The sequence below is a fragment of the Rhizobium sp. 25PS6 genome, assembly GCF_032464655.1.
GTDB classification, from domain to species: Bacteria; Pseudomonadota; Alphaproteobacteria; order Rhizobiales; family Rhizobiaceae; genus Rhizobium; species Rhizobium laguerreae.
This window is the reverse complement of record NZ_JAWDIV010000002.1, coordinates 171,384-190,712: the sequence shown is the minus strand read 5'-3', so window position 1 is coordinate 190,712 and position 19,329 is coordinate 171,384. Positions and strand designations below refer to the sequence as shown.

The 19,329-nt window shown below is 62.6% G+C and carries 14 protein-coding genes; 5 read left to right on the top strand and 9 right to left on the bottom strand.

The window, feature by feature from the left end; translation table 11 throughout:
* Positions 1-58: 58 nt before the first annotated feature.
* The 5 genes from RWK44_RS03575 (at position 59) to RWK44_RS03555 (ending at position 6,898) form a co-directional block, all read left to right on the top strand.
* Positions 59-1,342 carry an NAD(P)/FAD-dependent oxidoreductase gene (locus RWK44_RS03575; protein ID WP_316028368.1) on the top strand — a complete coding sequence of 428 codons (1,284 nt, stop codon included), beginning with the start codon at positions 59-61 and terminating at the stop codon, positions 1,340-1,342.
* A 25-nt stretch (positions 1,343-1,367) separates the two neighbouring features.
* Positions 1,368-2,906 carry an L-piperidine-6-carboxylate dehydrogenase gene (gene amaB / locus RWK44_RS03570; protein ID WP_316028367.1) on the top strand — a complete coding sequence of 513 codons (1,539 nt, stop codon included), beginning with the start codon at positions 1,368-1,370 and terminating at the stop codon, positions 2,904-2,906.
* A gap of 210 nt (positions 2,907-3,116) precedes the next feature.
* Complete coding sequence (locus tag RWK44_RS03565; protein ID WP_131663142.1) at positions 3,117-4,133, top strand: iron ABC transporter substrate-binding protein; 1,017 nt, start codon at positions 3,117-3,119, stop codon at positions 4,131-4,133.
* A 63-nt stretch (positions 4,134-4,196) separates the two neighbouring features.
* Positions 4,197-5,864, top strand: a complete 1,668-nt coding sequence (locus RWK44_RS03560; protein WP_316028366.1) for an ABC transporter permease — start codon at positions 4,197-4,199, stop codon at positions 5,862-5,864.
* Entirely contained in the window at positions 5,861-6,898 is a 1,038-nt protein-coding gene (locus RWK44_RS03555) for an ABC transporter ATP-binding protein (protein WP_131620025.1), read from the top strand. The genes RWK44_RS03560 and RWK44_RS03555 overlap by 4 nt, the downstream gene beginning before the upstream one ends.
* Before the next feature lie 6 nt (positions 6,899-6,904).
* On the opposite strand, the gene RWK44_RS03550 is transcribed toward RWK44_RS03555, so the two are convergent.
* The 9 genes from RWK44_RS03550 to RWK44_RS03510 all read right to left on the bottom strand — a co-directional run bounded on the left by RWK44_RS03550 (position 6,905) and on the right by RWK44_RS03510 (position 18,851).
* Positions 6,905-8,239 carry a glucoamylase family protein gene (locus RWK44_RS03550; protein ID WP_316028365.1) on the bottom strand — a complete coding sequence of 445 codons (1,335 nt, stop codon included), beginning with the start codon at positions 8,237-8,239 and terminating at the stop codon, positions 6,905-6,907.
* A gap of 254 nt (positions 8,240-8,493) precedes the next feature.
* Positions 8,494-10,332: an ABC transporter ATP-binding protein gene (locus RWK44_RS03545; protein WP_316028364.1), complete on the bottom strand. Its 1,839-nt coding sequence runs from the start codon at positions 10,330-10,332 to the stop codon at positions 8,494-8,496.
* Between the two features lie 25 nt (positions 10,333-10,357).
* On the bottom strand, positions 10,358-11,113 hold the full coding sequence (locus RWK44_RS03540) for a DUF1028 domain-containing protein (protein WP_131620022.1): 756 nt from the start codon (positions 11,111-11,113) through the stop codon (positions 10,358-10,360).
* A gap of 2 nt (positions 11,114-11,115) precedes the next feature.
* The gene (locus RWK44_RS03535) at positions 11,116-12,900 is read right to left on the bottom strand and encodes a gamma-glutamyltransferase family protein (RefSeq protein ID WP_316028363.1); all 1,785 of its coding nucleotides are present in this window, start codon (positions 12,898-12,900) and stop codon (positions 11,116-11,118) included.
* A gap of 21 nt (positions 12,901-12,921) precedes the next feature.
* The gene (locus RWK44_RS03530) at positions 12,922-13,797 is read right to left on the bottom strand and encodes an ABC transporter permease (RefSeq protein ID WP_131663149.1); all 876 of its coding nucleotides are present in this window, start codon (positions 13,795-13,797) and stop codon (positions 12,922-12,924) included.
* Entirely contained in the window at positions 13,794-14,741 is a 948-nt protein-coding gene (locus RWK44_RS03525) for an ABC transporter permease (RefSeq protein WP_131663150.1), read from the bottom strand. Before RWK44_RS03525 ends, RWK44_RS03530 begins: the two co-directional genes overlap by 4 nt.
* 125 nt (positions 14,742-14,866) lie before the next feature.
* Positions 14,867-16,375, bottom strand: a complete 1,509-nt coding sequence (locus tag RWK44_RS03520; RefSeq protein ID WP_222009788.1) for an ABC transporter substrate-binding protein — start codon at positions 16,373-16,375, stop codon at positions 14,867-14,869.
* Positions 16,376-16,467: 92 nt separating this feature from the next.
* Complete coding sequence (locus tag RWK44_RS03515; protein ID WP_131663152.1) at positions 16,468-17,199, bottom strand: FadR/GntR family transcriptional regulator; 732 nt, start codon at positions 17,197-17,199, stop codon at positions 16,468-16,470.
* A 209-nt stretch (positions 17,200-17,408) separates the two neighbouring features.
* On the bottom strand, positions 17,409-18,851 hold the full coding sequence (locus RWK44_RS03510) for a M81 family metallopeptidase (RefSeq protein ID WP_131663153.1): 1,443 nt from the start codon (positions 18,849-18,851) through the stop codon (positions 17,409-17,411).
* Between the last annotated feature and the right edge of the window lie 478 nt (positions 18,852-19,329).

Sequence of the window (19,329 nt, the reverse complement as noted above, 5' to 3'; positions counted from 1 at the left end):
CAACACTTTCTTTTATGCATTAGAGTATCCCGCGATTTCGCTCTGATCGGACTGAGCCATGCTGAATGATCCGCGCTCCCACGGCCTCTGGGAAAATACAGCGCCCGAACCGCCGACGACGTCGCCTCTCGACGGCGCGATGTCGGCCGATGTCGTCATCGTCGGCGGTGGCTACACCGGCCTCTCTTCCGCCCTGCATCTTGCCGAAGCCGGGTCGAAGGTGGTGCTGTTGGAGGCGAAGGAGATCGGCTTCGGCGGTGCCGGGCGCAATGTCGGGCTGATCAATGCCGGCATGTGGGTGATGCCGAACGATCTGCCCGGCGTGCTCGGTCCGGTGCATGGCGAACGTCTTCTCGATCTGCTCGGCAATGCGCCGAAGCTCGTCATGGAGCTGATCGACAAACATCAGATTGCCTGCGAACTCGAACGGAACGGCACGCTGCATTGCGCGGTCGGCGCTGATGGGCTGAAGGAGATCGAGGCACGCGCGGCGCAATGGGCCGCGCGCGGCGCAGCCGTGAGGCTGCTCGATGCGGCCGAAACGGCAAAACGTATCGGCAGCGATGGCTATACAGGCTCGCTGCTCGACAAACGCGCCGGCACGCTGCAGCCGCTTGCCTATGCGCGCGGCCTTGCCCATGCCGCCGTCAAGGCGGGCGTCGCCATTCATACATCCAGCCCGGTCATCGCGACGGAGCGTAATGGCAGCCGCTGGATGGTGAAGACAGCCAAGGGTGAAGTCAGCGCGGAGTGGATCATCGTTGCGACTGATGCCTACAGCACCGGCCCGTGGGAGCAGGTGCGCAGCGAACAGGTGCATCTGCCCTATTTCAATTTCGCCACTGTGCCGCTCGGCCACAATCTGCGTCAGTCGATCCTGCCGGGGCGGGAAGGCGCATGGGATACCAAAGAAATCCTCTCCTCCTTCCGTATGGACCAGGCCGGCCGTCTCGTTTTCGGCAGTGTCGGGGCGCTGCGCAATACCGGACTGGCCGTACACAAGGGCTGGGCCAAGCGCGCATTGAAGCGGCTCTTCCCTGTTATCGGCAACGTCGAATTCGAGTGCGAATGGTATGGCCGGATCGGCATGACCGATAATGCGTTGCCGCGCTTCCACAAATTCGCACCTGGTGTCGTCGGCTTTTCGGGCTACAACGGCCGCGGCATTGCCCCCGGTACGGTCTTCGGCCGTACGCTGGCGGAGCATATCCTCGGCCGGCTTCCGGAAGCCGATCTGCCGTTGCCGCTGACTTCGCCCGCCGAGCCAAGCTTCCGTGCACTCAAGGAAATATGGTACGAAGCCGGCGCTCAGGTCGCCCATTTCGCCGATGCCCGCTTCTGAGAATAATAAGATTGGAAACACGACAATGACCATCGCCGTCCTCGATCTCGCCTCCGAAACCGCCAAGCTGCTTGCCGACCTCGGCGTCGATGCCGGCCGCTATCACGGCGGCACGCTTTCCGTCACCTCGCCGGTCACCGGCAAGGAAATCGGCAAACTCAGGGAACATTCCGTTTCCGAGACGAAGACGGCGATCGAAGAGGCGCACCAGGCCTTCCTCGAATGGCGTGCCGTGCCGGCGCCGAAGCGCGGCGAACTGGTCCGCTTGCTGGGCGAGGAGCTGCGCGCCTCCAAGGCGGCGCTCGGCCGTCTCGTTTCGATCGAGGTCGGCAAGATCACCTCGGAAGGCCTGGGCGAAGTGCAGGAGATGATCGACATCTGCGATTTCGCCGTCGGCCTTTCCCGTCAGCTCTACGGCCTGACGATCGCCACCGAGCGCTCCGAGCACCGGATGATGGAAAGCTGGCATCCGCTCGGCGTGATCGGCATCATCTCTGCCTTCAACTTTCCGGTTGCCGTCTGGTCGTGGAATGCGGCGCTCGCGATGGTCTGCGGCAATTCCACCGTCTGGAAGCCCTCGGAAAAGACGCCGTTGACGGCGCTTGCCGTGCAGGCGCTGTTCGAAAAGGCGCTGAAGCGTTTCGTCGCCGAGGGCGGTAGCGCACCGGCCAATCTGTCGACGCTGATCATCGGTGGCCGCGAGGTCGGCGAAGTGCTGGTCGATCATCCGAAGATCCCACTCGTCTCCGCCACGGGCTCGACGGCCATGGGCCGCGCCGTCGGTCCGCGCCTGTCGCAGCGTTTCGCCCGCGCCATTCTCGAACTCGGCGGCAACAATGCGGCGATCGTCTGCCCGAGCGCCGATCTCGACCTGACGCTGCGCGGCGTCGCCTTCTCCGCCATGGGTACGGCCGGCCAGCGCTGCACGACGCTGCGCCGTCTCTTCGTGCATGACAGCGTCTACGACCAGCTGGTGCCGCGCCTGCAGAAGGCCTATGGCTCCGTCACCATCGGCAATCCGTTGGAAAGCGGTACGCTTGTGGGACCGCTGATCGACGGCCAGGCTTTTAAGAAGATGCAGGCAGCGCTTGGCGAGGCGAAATCGGCTGGCGGCATTGTGACCGGCGGCGAGCGCGTCGACAATGGCTCGGTTGACGCCTTCTACGTTCGTCCGGCGCTTGTCGAAATGCCGGATCAGACCGGCCCCGTCGAGCACGAGACCTTCGCGCCGATCCTTTATGTGATGAAATACAGTGACTTCGACGACGTTCTGGCGCTGCACAATGCCGTGCCGCAAGGGCTGTCGTCATCGATCTTCACCAACGACATGCGCGAGGCCGAAACCTTCGTCTCCGCCCGCGGTTCGGATTGCGGCATCGCCAACGTCAACCTCGGACCATCGGGCGCCGAGATAGGCGGCGCCTTCGGCGGCGAGAAGGAGACCGGCGGCGGGCGCGAATCCGGCTCGGATGCCTGGAAGGCCTATATGCGCCGCTCCACCAACACGATTAATTACGGCAGGACGCTGCCGCTTGCGCAGGGCGTCAAGTTCGACGTCGAATAAGCCGGCTGCAAGAGGCTGCAAAAGAGGGCGGCGCTCGCGGAGCGTCGCCTTTTTTGATCAATCGCGATTTATTCCCATGTAATATGAAACATGTAGTCAAGATATTGTGTGGCTTTTCCGGCCAAGCCAAACTTGAAATCGGCAGTCAGGAAAAATATACGCCTCTCATCGCCCTTGGAGAGCTCGGGTGACATCGCCATGGAGGCCATCATGAACATCGCTCTTAACCGCTTTTCCCTAGCGCTTGCCGCTTCGCTTCTCTCCGCCACCGCGCTCGCAGGCAGCGCCCATGCGCAGGACGAAGGTCTCGTCGTTTACAATGCCCAGCACGAAAGCCTAGGCCGCGAATGGATCGCTGCTTTCACCAAGGAGACCGGCATCAAGGTCACCATGCGTCAGGGCAGCGACATGCAATTCGCCAACCAGATCATCCAGGAAGGCGACGCCTCTCCCGCGGATATCTTCCTGACCGAGAATTCGCCAGCAATGACGCTGGTCGATGGCGCGGGCCTCTTCGCCCCCATCGAAAAGGAAACGCTGGATCAGGTTCCGGACCAGTATCGCCCGGCTGACGGCATGTGGACGGGCATCGCGGCCCGCACCACCGTTTTTGCCTATGACAAGACGAAGCTGACTGAAGACAAGCTGCCGAAGTCGATGCTCGACCTCGCAGATCCGGTCTGGAAGGGCCGCTGGGGTGCAGCACCTGCCGGTGCCGACTTCCAGGCCATCGTCGCCGCCTTGCTGCAGCTCAAGGGCGAACAGTCGACGGCCGACTGGCTGAAGGCTCTCAAGGAAAACGCCACGCCCTATAAGGGCAACAGCGTTGCCATGAAAGCGGTCAATTCAGGCGAAGTCGAAGGCGCGATCATCTATCACTATTATTGGTTCGGCGATCAGGCCAAGACCGGCGAGAACAGCAAGAATGTCGGCCTGCACTACTTCAGGAACCAGGATCCTGGCGCTTTCGTCAGCGTTTCGGGCGGCGGCATCCTGAAGTCCACGCAGCACATGAAGGAAGCGCAGGCTTTCCTGAAGTTCCTCACCAGCAAGGCTGGCCAGGCAGTCCTCAAGGACCGCGATTCTTATGAATATGCCATCGGCAAGGATGCGCCCTCCAACGACAAGCTCACTCCGCTTGCCGATCTCAACGCCCCGAAAGTCGAAGCTTCGACCCTCGACAGCAAGAAGGTCGTGGAGCTGATGACGGCCGCCGGTTTGATCTAACCTTTCTGCCGCAGGCTTCCTTCGGCCAAAACTATTGCTTTCGGCTCAAGAAAACCTTAGGGCATGACGATATCCGGCAACCGCCTTTCAAGGGCGGTTGCCTTCCTTTTTCAGCGTGTAAAGGCATCGGCCTTGCTGCAGGACAACAGATTGCTCGCATTCGGCAACGAGGCGCCGGCCGCGCCGAGGGCCGCGCGAATGGTTTTGCTGCGCGGACGCATGCCGCACGCTTCCGTGATCCTGCTTGCGACCCTCGTTGCGATCTTCAGTCTCGTGCCGCTCGGCTTCATCGGCTGGGTCACCTACGATGTCGGCTGGGAAACGGTAAAGGCCCTGGTCTTCCGGCCGCGCGTCGGCGAACTCCTCGTTAATACGGTTCTGCTGGAATCGATCACCATCCCGCTGTCGATCGCGCTTGCCGTGACGCTTGCCTGGCTGACGGAACGGACGGACATTCCTTTCGCGCGGCTCTGGGCCTGGCTTGCGATCGCCCCGCTCGCCGTGCCTGCCTTCGTGCACAGCTATGCCTGGGTCAGCCTCGTTCCCGGCATGCGTGGTCTGCAAAGCGGTGTCTTCGTCTCGGTCATCGCCTATTATCCGTTCCTCTACCTGCCGGTCGTAGCCGCGCTGCGCCGTCTCGATCCGGCCATCGAGGATGCCGCGGCCTCGCTGGGTCTTAATCCCTGGCGGGTCTTCTTCCGCGCCGTGCTGCCGCAGCTGAGGCTTGCCATCTGCGGCGGCTCACTGCTGATCGCGCTGCATCTGCTTTCGGAATACGGCCTGTTCGTCATGATCCGGTTCGATACGTTCGCGACTGCGATCGTCGATCAGTTCCAGTCCTCCTACAACAGCCCTGCCTCCAACATGCTCGGCGGCGTGCTCGTCGCCTGCTGTCTTTTTCTGCTCGGCCTCGAGGTACTGGTGCGCGGCAATGAACGCTATGCCCGCGTCGGCTCCGGCTCGCCGCGTCCGGCCGACCGCCGCCGGCTGGGCTGGTTCGTGGTGCCGGCCATGTTGCTGCCGATCATCCTGGCAGCGCTGACGCTCGGCGTGCCGCTGGTGACGCTCGGCCGCTGGCTCTATCTCGGTGGCACCGATATCTGGCGCATCGAAGTCGGCACCGCCTTCCTGCAGACCATCGTGCTTGCCGTTATCGGCGGCGTGTTGGCGACGATTGCCGCAGCACCGATGGCCTGGCTTTCCGTGCGTGCGCCCGGCCGCCTCCAGCGCGTGCTTGAAGCCTGCCACTATTATGTCGGCTCGCTGCCGGGCGTCGTCGTGGCGCTGGCACTGGTGACGATTTCCGTGCGTCTCGTGCTGCCGCTTTACCAAACCTTCGCAACGCTGCTCGTCGCCTATGTGATGCTTTTCCTACCGCGCGCCATGGTCGGGCTGCGTGCCAGCATCGCTCAGGCCCCGGTAGAGCTGGAGCGCGCCGCGATGGGCCTCGGCCGCACCCCGGGCCAGGCGGTGCGGCAGATCACCATGCGGCTTGCAGCACCGGGAGCCGCCGCCAGTGTCGCGCTGGCCGCACTCGGCATCACCAACGAACTCACGGCGACACTGATGCTATCGCCCAACGGCGTCGATACGCTGGCGACGAAATTCTGGTCGCTGACCAGCGAGATCGACTATGTCTCGGCCGCCCCCTACGCCTTCATGATGGTCGTGCTGTCGCTGCCGCTCACCCTGATGCTCTATACCCAATCGAAACGGACTGCCGGCCAATGACGCTGCTTACGATCGAGAACATCAGCAAGCGCTATGGCCCCGTCCAGGCGTTGAAGGATATTTCGCTCGACGTCCAGGCGGGCAGCCGCACCGCCGTTGTCGGCCCGTCCGGTTCGGGCAAGACGACGCTGCTGCGCATCATTGCCGGCTTCGAGCAACCCGATGTCGGCAGAGTGACGCTGGATGGCGACCTGCTTGCCGACGGTCCGGCGACAGTACCGGCGCATAAACGCGGCATCGGAATCGTTTCGCAGGACGGCGCGCTGTTTCCGCATTTAAGCGTTGCCGAGAATATCGGCTTCGGCTTCGAACGAGGGGCTGCTGATCGCGAGAAGCGCGTGCTCGAGCTGCTCGACATGGTCGAGCTCGACCGCGGCATGCTGGCGCGGCGCCCGCATCAGCTCTCCGGCGGCCAGCAACAGCGTGTGGCGCTCGCCCGTGCGCTCGGCCGCAAGCCGCGGCTGATGCTGCTCGACGAACCTTTCTCGGCCCTCGATACCGGTTTGCGGGAAAATATGCGCAAGGCCGTTGCGCGCGTGCTGCAGGCGGCCGGCATCACCACCATCCTCGTCACCCATGACCAGGAAGAGGCGCTGACCTTTGCCGATCAGGTCGCGGTTCTGAGGGAGGGACGGCTGATCCAGGCCGGGTCGCCGCAATCATTGTATCTGCATCCGCGCGATCGCGAGACGGCACTGTTTCTCGGCGATGCCGTGCTGCTTCCCGCCATCATCCGCAACGGCCTCGCAGACTGCGCCCTCGGCCGCGTCGCCGTCGAAGGCAGCCGTCAGGGCAAGGCGGAGATCATGCTGCGGCCCGAGCAGATCCGCGTCGTTGCCGATGAAAGCGATAGCAACCACGGCGGACGTGTCGTCGAGGTGGAATTCGGCGGCGCGGTCTGCACCGTTGCGGTTTCGCTTGACGGCGTGGCGCTGCCGCCGATCCTGATCAAGACCTCGAGCGTCGCTCTTCCGGCGCGAGGCGATCTCGTTCGCCTCGACATCGCCGGCAAGGCGCATGTCTTCGAGAACTGATAAGACTTAGCCGAACTTGCGCACCACTTCTTCCGGCTCGATGCCTTCGAGCCAGCCGCCGGTAAAGCCGGCGCGTTCGAGGCCGAGGCGGATGACCGGCGATTGCCGCATCAGCTTCCAGATGAAATCCGAACGGTCGTTCTCGATGGTCATGACGACAAGCCCCTGGTCGATGCCGACGGTGCGGTCGTCCACCCAGCCTTCCGGCCGCTTGGTCTTGACCGTCGGGTTGAAGCCGCCGGGAAAGCCGCCTTCCAAGAGCAGGTTCGGATAGGTCGTCAGAAGCGCCTTGGTGCCGTCGAGAGCCGCCTGCCGATCGTAAGGCAGGCACGCAAGGGCTGCCCAGGGTGCGATCGTGCCGTCATCGGGGCCGAGCGGGGCGCCGCGGGCAGCGTAACCCAGAACCTTCGGCTGGCGGCCGCCGCGCATGCGCCGTGTCGGCGGCGGGCCGTCACAGGCGGAGAAACCCCAGATATTTCTGTTATAGCCGACGAACTGGCCGGGATTGCGCTCGGCATAGTCACGCTGGACGTTGATCGTCACCTGCGTGTTGCGGAAATAGTCCCAGTTCCGCTCCGCCATCGGCTTGTCCTGAATGGTGCGGAAATCGATCCAGGCATGCGAGAAGAGGTGGATGAAGAGTGGTCCGGCATAGAGATAGGACTGCTCGCCGTGCAGCATCCAGGAATAGCTTGACGTAAAGGCGTCGTAGCACGACTGCGGAATGGGATGTGTCGGTGAGGCAAGCGCCAACGTATACAGGATTATCGCCTCGTCGAAGCCGTGATAGCGCCAGCGCAGGAAGCCGGAAGAGGGCTTCCAACCCATGGCAATCGTGTCGCCCTTGTTCAGCGCCCAGCGCCAGTCGACGCGCTCGTAGATGAAGGTGGCGAGTTCACGGATTTCGGTTTCCGTCTCGTCGTCTTCACGATTGAAATATTGCGCAGCCGTCAGGATGCCGGCGACGAGCAGCGCCGTGTCGATGGTCGAAAGCTCGCTGTTCCAGGCGCGATGGCCGGTATCCATGTGCAGGAAATGGTAGAAGAAGCCGCGATGGCCGGTCGCGTGGCGTTCGTCCCCCTGACGCGCCTCGGCGAAGAACCGCAGCGTATTGACCGTGCGTTCGGCTGCCTCCTCGCGGCTGATCCATAAACGCTCGACACCAACAGGATAGGAGGAAAGCGCAAAGCCGACGGCTGCGATGCTGCACGGAACCCCGCCGATCGAGGTATCCGCCACAAGGCCGTTTTCGGGATTGGTATATTTCAGGAAGTAGTTGAACGCCGAATGCTGCAGCCTGTCGACGAGCGCTGCATCAATGTCTTCAATCCGTTGCAGCATAGGCTCCTACCCAACTGTTGCATCGCCCCATGCTTCAACATGGTGGCCGTCCCCGGGCAAATCAAACCTTTTTGATTCGCAAGGATAAGAGAACACAAAAGGGTGGAATCGGTCGTTAATAATTATCGGTAAAATAATATCTAGCAGAAGTCATATAAGCGGTGCAGCAAAAAAGATGGCCTGCGCGCCACGGGCACGGGTTGTTTTCCCGCAATACTTGTTTTCCTGATGCTTTGGAGAGTGGGTTTTCACGTTCAGGCGGCTTCATCGAGCCGCACCAGATGACCTGCCGACACTTCCCGATATCGGCGCGGCGGCGCGACGTACCCAACCGGGCGGACAGGGCTCTTGAGCTCGTCGGTTCCGAGGTTGCGCTTGATGCCGCGCCGTGAGGGATCGGGAACAGGCACGGTTGCCATCAGCTTCTTCGTGTAAGCGTGCTGCGGGTTGCTGAACAGTTGCGCGCGCGGGCCGATCTCGACGATTTCGCCGAGATACATCACCGCGACCCGATGACTGACGCGCTCGACCACCGCCATGTCGTGGGAAATGAACAGGAAAGCGAGGTTGAGACTTTGCTGCAGGTCCATCAGCAGATTGCAGACCTGCGCCTTGATCGACACGTCGAGTGCCGAAACGCTTTCGTCGGCGACGATCACCTTCGGATCGAGTGCGAGCGCGCGGGCAATGCAGATGCGCTGGCGCTGACCGCCGGAGAATTCGTGCGGATACCGTTTCATCATGTCCGGTTTCAGCCCGACGCGTTCGAGAAGATCGGCCGCCTTGTCGCGGGCCTGGGCGCCAGTACCGAGGCCGTGCTCCGTAATCGGTTCGGCAACGGCGGCGCCGAGGGTCATGCGCGGGTTGAGGCTGGCGAAGGGATCCTGAAAAATCATCTGGATGCTGCGGCGCATCCGTCTGAGACTGGCCGCGTCAAGGCTCAGCACGTCATAGCCGTCGAGGCTGACGCTGCCGCCGTTCGGCTGGACGAGGCGGGTGATCGAGCGGCCGGTGGTCGATTTGCCACAGCCGGATTCGCCGACGAGCGACAGCGTCTCGCCCTGGAAGAGATCGAAGGAGACGTCCTCGACCGCATGGATCGCGCCAGTCTTGCGGCCGAGCAGGCCGCCGCGGATATCGAAACGGGTAACGAGGTTCTTGACTTCGAGGATCGGCGTCCGGCGGCGGTCGACGGTATCAGCCACTTCGATCGGCTCGCGGCGTTCGCCGGTCGTGGTATCGACGACCGGGAAACGCAGTGGCCATTTCCGGTCGGCCATCGAGCCCAGGCGCGGCACGGCCGAGAGCAGAGCGCGGGTATAGGGATGCCTGCCGCGATGGAAGATGTCGTCGGTCGTGCCGGTTTCCACCGCCTCGCCGCGATACATGACGATGGTGCGGTCGGCGATTTCGGCGACGACGCCCATGTCGTGTGTGATAAAGAGCACGGACATGCCCTCTTCTTCCTGCAGCATCTTGATCAGGTCGAGGATCTGGCCCTGGATCGTCACGTCGAGCGCCGTTGTCGGCTCGTCGGCGATCAGCAATTTCGGCCGGCTGGCGAGCGCCATGGCGATCATCACGCGCTGGCGCATGCCGCCTGAGAACTGGTGCGGATATTCGTCGAAGCGCGACGCAGCGTTCGGGATGCGGACCTTTTCCAGCAGGCGCACGGTCTCGGCCCGCGCCTCGGCCTTGCCGATATCGCCGTGGCAGGTGAGCGCTTCGGAGATCTGGCGGCCGATGGTGAAGATCGGGTTGAGGGATGTCATCGGCTCCTGGAAGATCATGGCGGCGTCGTTGCCGCGCACCCGGCGCATCTCCTTTTCTGAAAGAGCGAGAACATCCTTGCCGTTCAAGGTGATGGCGCCATCGATGCGGCTCGATCCCTTGGCGAGAAGTCGCATAATCGAAAGGGAGGTGACACTCTTGCCCGAGCCGCTTTCGCCGACGATCGCCACCGTCTCGCCTGGCATGACGTCGAAGGAGACGTCGCGCACGACCGGTTTCCAGTCTCCATCGACGAGGAAGGCGGTCGTCAGGTTCCGGACCGAGAGAACAGGAGAGGCGGAGGCTGAAGAAACATCACTCATATCGTTCCCTTGGTTTTTATCTGGTTCACATCTTCAAAGGCGTGGCAAAGGAGGCGGAAGGCCTGCCTTCAGCGATGCGGGCCGCTTCCAGCGCCGCGATCTTTTCATCGATCTCGCGCCTGTCGGCCATGCCGTTCGGATTTTGCCGCGTCGCCATCGTCTCGGCGACATGCAGATAACGTTCACCCGCCACCGCATGCAGACGAACAAGTTCGGCGAGCGGATCGGGATGGTCGTCGGCGCGGAGGCTCAGCCAGGGATAATCCTGGTCGCGATGGATGACGAGGGCGGCGGACTGCCTGCCGCGCTTGTCGCCGCCGGCATCTTCACCTGCCTGCATCGCCAGCAGCAGGCGTTCGGCCAGCGGCTTGTCCATCGCCTTGTTGTAGGTGGCAAGCGTCTCAGTGATGACGTCAGGACCTGCGAGCATGTTGCCGGCGACCGAGACGTTTTCGTCGATCAGATGCCCCGCCCAGTCGATGCATGCGGGACCGGTGAAGGCGGCGTTGCGACCCTTCGCATCGATGAGATGCAACTGCCGCTGATTGCGGCCGGCGTCACGCTCAGTCAACTCGGTGATGATCTCCTCCGGCGCCTTGCCTGCAGCCAGCAGCGACAGGCCATCGACGCCGTAAAGCGGGCTGACGAAGGCCTGGGTAGCGACGGCGCCGATGCCGCCGCGAATATGCGGCACGAGGGCGCCGACGGCGAAGAAGCGGCTCGCGACGGCGATGCCGAGATGACCTGTCGAGGGATCACGGGCGACGATCGACCAGGTCATGGCTATCTCCCGATCGCATAGGCCTGCATCAGGCGCGGGGTGGCTGCGGCGCGCAGCAGTCCATCGGCATCGCGTCTCGCGGCGGTCAGCCGGCCGATCGTCCAGACATCGGCGACCGTCAGCGTGTGGCCCTTGCGGCGCAGGGCATCGAGGACTTCAGGGCCGAAATTCGCTTCCGCCATCAGGCTGCCGGGCTCGCGGGTGCGCGGATAGAAGGAGCCCGGAAAATGCGAAGTGTGGAACAGCGGCTGGTCGATCGCCGCCTGCAGGTTCAGCTTGTGGTGCGCATACCGCAGGAAGAAGGAAAGCTGCCACTGCTCCTGCTGATCGCCGCCAGGCGTGCCGAAGGCGAGCGTCGGGCGACCCTCATAGAGGCCGAGCGACGGCGTCAGCGTCGTGCGCGGCCGCTTGCCGGGCGCAAGCGACGTCGGCAGGCCTGATTTCAGCCAGAACATCTGGGCGCGGGAATTGAGGCAGAAGCCGAGGCCGGGCACGGTCGGGGAGGATTGCAGCCAGCCGCCTGATGGCGTGACGGAGACCATGTTGCCGTCGCGGTCGATGACGTCGATATGCACGGTGTCGCCGCGCTTTTCGGAAAGATGCGCCATGGTCGGCTCGTAGACGGCACCGGTCTTCGAATCCGCGCCGAGCATCTTCATCGTCAGATCATGCTGCGCTTCGAAGCCTGGCACGATGCCGGGGCGAAGATCGAAGGAGGCGTTCGCGCCGACCAGCTTGCGGCGCTCGGCGGCATAGGTCTCCGACAGCAGATGCGCGATGGGAACCTCCGAAAAGTCAGGATCGCCGTAATAGACTTCGCGGTCGGCGAAGGCGAGCTTCATCGCTTCGACGACGGTATGGACGAAATCGGCGCCGGCGGGATCCATCGCGGCGAGATCGAAGCCTTTGAGGATCGACAGGGTCTGCAGGAAGACCGGACCCTGGCCCCAGGGGCCGATCTTGGCGATCGTCCAGCCATGATAATCATAGGTCAGCGGCTCCTCGATCATCGCCGACCAGTTCGCCATGTCGTTGGCGGTCAAAACGCCCTTGTGGCGGTTGCCGCTTGCATCCATCACCTCTGCGGTCTTCAGATAGTCGTCGATCTTCTCGGCGACGAAGCCGCGATAGAAGGCGTCGCGGGCCGCCTCGACCTGCGCTTCCCGGCCGCTTTTCACTTCCGCCTCGGCGAGGATGCGCTTCCAGGTTTCGGCAAGCACTGGGTTCCTGAAATTCGCATGCGCTTCGGGGGCACGGCCGCCTGGCAGCCAGGTCTCATGGGAGGTCGGCCATTCCTTCTCGAAGAAGGCGGCGAGCCCCTTGATGGTGGCGGAGACGCGCGGCAGCATCGGATGGCCGTGCTCGGCGTAATAGATCGCCGGTTCCAGCACATCGCGCACGCTCATCGAGCCATAGTCGCGCAGCATCAGCATCCAGCCATCGAAGGAGCCGGGGATGACGGTCGCAAGCAGCCCGTCGCCAGGGATCAGACTCAGGCCTTCCGCCGTATAGTGTTCGATCGTCGCACCGGCGGGGGCGGGGCCCTGCGCGCAGATGACCTCGACCTTGTCCTTCTTCTTCGAATAGATCACCGCCGGCAGGTCGCCGCCCGGACCGCAAAGATGCGGCTCGACGATCTGCAGCACGAAACCCGTCGCCACTGCCGCGTCGAAAGCGTTGCCGCCCTTTTCGAGAATGCTCATGCCGACGGCCGAAGCGATCCAGTGCGTGGAGGTGACGACGCCGAAGGTGCCGAGGATTTCTGGACGGGTCGTGAAAGCGGTCATGTCAAATGTCCTTTCTAGAAATCATGCTTCGCGCGGATCGAGCGCATCGCGCAGGCCGTCGCCTAAGAGATTGAAACCGATGACGACGAGGAAGATCGCGGCACCCGGCCACATCGCCATCCATGGCGCCTGGGAGAGGAAATTCTTGGCGACGTTCAGCATCGAGCCCCAGCTCGGCGCCGGCGGTTGCTGTCCGAGGCCGAGGAAGGAGAGGCTCGCTTCGGCGATGATCGCCGTTGCGACGGTCAGCGTCGCCTGGACGAGGATCGGGGCAAAAACATTCGGCAGGATGTAGCGGGTGATGATGCTCGAGGACCGGAGGCCGATCGAGCGGGCGCCCTCGACATATTCCTCGGTCTTGACCGAGAGCACCTGGCCGCGCGTCAGCCGCACGAAGACGGGCATGGCTGAAAGGCCGATCGCGATCATCGCATTGGTCAGGCTCGGGCCGAGAAAGGCTGCAAGCGCGATGGCGGTGATGAGGAAAGGCATGGCCAGAAAGGCTTCGGTGATGCGGGAGATCACCATGTCGATCCAGCCGCCGAAATAACCGGAGACGAGGCCGAAGGGCACGCCGATGACAACGGCAATGGCGACCGAGAAGACGCCGGCCATCAGCGACGCCTGCGCACCCCAGATCATCCGGGAAAGAATGTCGCGGCCGATGTCGTCGGTGCCGAGCCAATGGGCAGCGGAGGGCGCCTTGCGGATCGCCGACCAGCTTGTGGCGTTCGGATCGGGAATCGGAAGAAGGGGGGCGGCCATGGCGAGGATGGCGAAGAAGGCGATGATCGCAAGGCCGACGAGGGCGCCCTTGTTGGCCTTCAGCTTGCGCCAGGCACGGCTCGGCGTGCGGTCGATCGCGGAGGGAATGCCGATCTCACCGATCGCGGTCATAGGGCGGCCCTCATGCGTGGATTGAGCAGGACATAGAGAATGTCGGCCAAGAGGTTCATCAGGATGAAGCCGATCGCCGTGCAGATCACCACACCCTGGACGACGGCGTAGTCACGGTTGAAGACGGCGTCGACGATGAGCTTTCCGAAACCCGGAATGGTGAAGATCTGCTCGGTCAGCACGGCGCCGGCAAGCAGTTCGCCGAAGAGCAGCGCGGTCAACGTCACGATCGGTAGCATCGCGTTGCGGAAGCTGTGTTCGAGCACGACAGTGCTTTCCGGCAGTCCCTTGGCGCGCGCGGTGCGGATGTAATCGGCGCTCAGCACGCTGAGCATTGCCGAACGGGTATGCCGCATCAGCGTCGCCGCCAGCGCATTGCCGAGCACGAAGGATGGCATCAGCATGGTTTCCAGCGAACGCAGCGGATTGCTGAAGAAGGGTTCGTAGCCTGATGCCGGCAACCAGCCGAGATTGACCGAAACCAGCAGGATCAGCATGATGCCGAGCCAGAAATTCGGGATCGACAGACCGGTCAGCGCGATGATGTTGGCGAGATAGTCGATCATCGTGTTCTTCTTGACGGCCGCCAGGATGCCCATCGGCACGCCGATTACAAAGGCGAAGACCATCGACATGATGGCAAGCTGGATGGTGACCGGCAGCTTTTCGCCGATGAGCTGCAGAACCGGCTGGTTGGTGCGTAGCGAGATGCCGAGGTCGCCCTGCAGTGCCGCACCCAGCCAGCGGACATATTGATAGGGCACGGGATCGTTCAGCCGATATTTCTCGCGCAGGAATTCGAGAACCTGCGGGTCGCGTTCCTCGCCGGCCATGGCAAGGATCGGGTCGCCGGGCAGCAGCTTCTGCAGCGAGAAGACGAAGACCGAGATGATCAAAAGCGTCGGTATGGCGACCAAGAGCCGTTTGGCGATGTAGGTGTACATGGGCGATCCTGACACTACTGGGGTCATGCGGCGGAGGGTTTCCGCCGCATGATTTGCTGGATCAAAAAGTAGAGCATGATGTCGTCCGAAAACCGCTCGCACTTCTCGGCATCATGCTCTAGGGATCAGCCGGCTTTCTTGACGCCGACGAGGCGGATCATGCCATCCGGCGACGGAACGAAGCCGGTGATGTTCTTGTGCAGCGCCCAGATCCAGGACTGATGGCCGAGATAGATGATCGGCAGATCGCCGTTCAGGATGACGGCGGCGGCATCATACTTCTGCTTGCGCACGGCCTCGTCGGTCGATGCACGGGCTTCGTTCAGCAGCTTGTCCACCTCGGCGTTGCAGTATTTCGTGTCGTTGATGCCGCCCTTGCAGGTGATGAACTGATGGATGTTGCCATCGGGATCGACGCGGCCGGACCAGTCGGAACGGCTGAGCTGATAGTTGCCGGCCGTCTGCTCGCTCAGCAGCGTGGCGAATTCCGTCGATTTCAGGCTGACGTCGAAACCGGCTTCGCCGACCATCGACTGGATGATCTGCATCATCTGCATGGCAACAGGATTGTTCGGGATCTGCAGTTCGATCGGCACGCGGTCGAAGCCAGCTTCCTTGATCAGCGCCTTGGCCTTGTCGAGATCGCGGGCGGGGACGGGAATATCCTTGTCGAACCACGGACTGCTTGGCGGGAAGGGCTGGTTGCCGGAAACGGCCGTGCCCTCATAGACGATCTGGTTGACGGCATCGCGGTCGATCGCCAGCGAGAAGGCCTGGCGCAGGCGCTTGTCCTTGCCGAAAGGATTGTCGGCCCGCGCACCATTGCCGATATTGGTGTAGAGCGCCATGTAGCCGGTGCCGACGGCATCGGCATAGACGAGGCTCGAATCGGACTTCACGGCTTCCGCGTCGGTCGCGGCCAGGCGCTCGATCATGTCGAGATCGCCGGACCGCAGATTGGCGAGGCGCACCGTCGTATCCGGGATTGGCAGATAGGTGAGCTTGTCGATGAAGATCTTGTCCCTGTTCCAGTAGTCCTGGAACTTTTCGAGCACGATGCGGTCTTGCTGGACGCGCTCGACAAACTTGAACGGACCGGCGCAGACCGGGTGATCGCCGAACTTGGCGCCGAGTTCCTTGGCGGCCTTCGGCGAGACGATCATGCCGGCGCGGTCGGAAAGCTGGGCAAGAAGGGTGACATCAGGCGCCTTGAGGGTGAACTTGACCTCGTATTCGCTTGCCGCCTCGACCTTTGCGACCGAGGTCAGCTCGCTCTTGCGACGTGATTCCGGCAGGGTGATGTTGCGCTCGATGGTGGCGACGACGGCTTCGGCGTTGAAGGGGGTCTCGTCATGGAACTTGACGCCTTGGCGAAGCTTCATGGTGAGCTCTTTGCCATCGGCCGACCAGCTCCATTCGGTGGCAAGCTGCGGCACGATCTTCAGATCCGGTGAGACGTCGACCAGCTTGTCGCACATCGCGGTATAGACGATGCGGCCGACGAAGGTGCGCGACTGCGCGGGATCGAGCACGTCGGCATCGTCCTGCAGGCCGATCTTCAGATCGACGGCGAAGGCAGGAAGGGCAAACAGTGCGCCGGCAACGGCGGTGGTCAGCAATTTGGCGATCTTCATTCCATTCTCCTCTGTCTATTTTTGTTTGGTTTTTGCTTCCATTCCGGCGGTTATGGCCCGCCCTTATTTTTTCTCCCGGTTCACTTCCCGGCTCAGGCGAGGGTCTTGTCGACCTCCATTTCGCTGTGGTCGAGCGAGGTGATGCGGACGAGGCTTTCCTGCAGCGTCAGCAAATGCTGGCGCATCGCTTCGCCCGCCCTGGCCGGATCGCGGGCGGCGATCGCATCGACGATTACCGTGTGCTGGTTAAAGGTGACGGGCCGCGTCCGGCTGGCACTGCGGGCGCGCTCGCGGATCGTCTGCCAGGCCTCGTCCTGGCGCACCCGGTTGATGACGTCGAAGATGGTGAGGAAGAAACCGTTGCCGGCGCATTGGGCAATCTGGCGGTGCAGCGCCCCGTCCCAGAGTTCGCGCCCGTCGGCATCGGTGCTTTCGTAGATCTTCTTCACCAGTTCGTACATGCGCTCGATATCGGCGGCCTTGGCGCGCATGGCGGCAAGCTGGGCGAGCTGCGGCTCGATGCGCAGGCGCACTTCCATGACTTCCATGAGATCGGTGCCGGCAACGATCGAGCCGACATGATCGCTCCAGCCGTCGGGGCGCGGGCCGGCATAGGTGCCGGAGCCTTGGCGGCGCCAGATGCGACCCTCGGCCTCCAGCACTTCGAGGGCGCGACGCACGGCACGGCGGCCGACGCCAAGCATTTCCGAAAGGGTGCGTTCGGTCGGCAGCTTGCCGTCGGCGTCGAGACTGTCGGACCGCAGGAGAGCCCTCAGCCTCTCCAGCGCATAGTTCGAATTGCCCCGCGTCTCATCCATCGGCATTGGCTTAAATGGTCCGTACCAATTTTCTATTGGTTCAGTGCAAACCAAAACGCGACGACCGTCAAGCGCTTTTTTGTGCAAACTTAAATCTGCCCGCTTTTTGCTCAATTCCCGTTGCTGCGGCGATACGGGAAAACAGTCGAAGGCTGCCAGGGCGGCGCCGCGATCGACACTATCATCCAGAAAAACGCAATTGGTTCAGGTGAAGCTCAGGCCGGCGTCGAGCGCGCGGAGAGAAAGACCTGCGGCTCGAAGGCGAAATCCTTGTCGAAAGGATAGGTCGGACGCTGCTTGCGCAGCCGCGGCAGGCGCTCGACGAACTGGTCGACGACACCTGTTGATAGCGCCATCAAGTTCGGATTGGCAATCGGCGCCAGTTCCGGCGAGAGATAGCCCGATTTGACGACGATGATCTTCGCCCGGTGCGGGTCGAGGCCGAGCCGGGTGAAATCGGCGATATTGTGATAAGGCCGGCGCTTGGCGGAAAGCACCAGATCGATGCCGCCGGTCGATATGACCGCCTGGCGGTCGGTCGGATCAGAAGTTTCATGCAGGAACTTGACCGTGAAACGGGCGACAACCGGTTTGCTGCCTTTGGTATCGAGCGAGGCGCCGACGCTGATCTCCAACTCGGCGCCGATGCCTGCGGCGTAACAGGCCTCGGTCGCCGCCTTGTCGGCGATGCCGGCAAAGACGACGCCGGTGGCCGCCCTGGCGATCAGTTCGGCCAGCACATCGGCCCGGTCCCCGACACCGCCACCGGTCGGATTGTCGCCGGATTCGGCAAGCACAACAGGGGCGGTCGGGCTTGCGATTGCCCTTTCGACGCATTCCTCGAGCGAGCCGGTCTCGCAGCCGAAAACAAAGTCTTCGCGCGCATCCCAATAAGCCCTCGCGAGACGTTTGGCCTCGCGCTCCAGCACGGCGCGGTCGGTGCCGGTCATGATGGCGGCGGCGGTGGCGCGCGGTTCGTCGGCCCAGACATAGCCGACCATCAGCGATGCATCCCAAACGCCATCAAGCGCATCGATCCCGGGCAGCAGGTCATAGAGGCTCTTAGCCGGCTCATCGACGGTGCTGGTGCGCTCGCCGGGCAGCACGACGGGGATCGGCGCCCAGAGAAGGGTCGGCCTCTCGCCGGTTTTCAGACTCTTTACCAGCATGGAGACGGAGCGGCGCATCGTCTCCTCGACATCGATATGCGGCGCAGTGCGATAGGTGGAATAGATGTCGAGCGCATCGATGATGCGCTGCGTGACGTTGCCGTGCAGGTCGTAGCTCGCCGAGACCTTGCAATCCTTGCCGACGAGCGCACGGGCCGAACTGATCCAGTCCCCTTCTGCATCCTCCATGCCCTTGACATACATGGCGCCGTGCATGGCGAGATAGAGACCGTCGAGCGGCAGCATCGGCTTCAGCCGCTCGAGGAATTCGCCCTTGAAGGCTTCGTAGGTGGCGCGCGAAACCGGGCCGCCGGCAATGGCCCGGGCATGGATCGTCGGCAGGAACTCGGCATCGTAATCCCTGAGGAAGGCGAAATAGGGCGCGGCCAGCAGCGCCTCGCCGCGCAAGACTCGAAAATCCTTCTCCTCGTTCAGGACGGGATTGTATGTGCTGCACTCGGTATGAATGCCACCGACGGCGATGCGCATGGGAAACCTCAGTTGGTGTTGGGAGCAATCAGGAAGTCATGGGCGATGCTGGCAACCCGGCTGCAGCGCCGGTATCGACGCGCCGGGTGCGGATCTGTGTCGGTCGACGGAGTTTGTGCTGCGATAAACTGAACATTCGGGATCCGAAGACGCGTCCTTTTGCCTCGACAATAGGTTCACAAACGAACCAATCAACCAAAATAAATTACAATCTTGATCTTCTAAACCGGCGTCGAGGTGGAAGGCGCTGTAATCGCTGAGCCTCCGACCGACTCGGTTTCTTCCGTCGGATGCCGCGCCGATTGCTGCCGATTTACGCGTCAGCATCGCCATAAAGAAAAAATCCCACTTCGGGATCCCGAAATTCCCCCGCTTCGGGATTCCGAAATTCGTCGCGTTTTGGGCGGTGTCGCCGTGGGGAAACATCCAATGATTTCTACACCCCAACCAATTTCGGGGTTCCGAAGTGCTATATAGA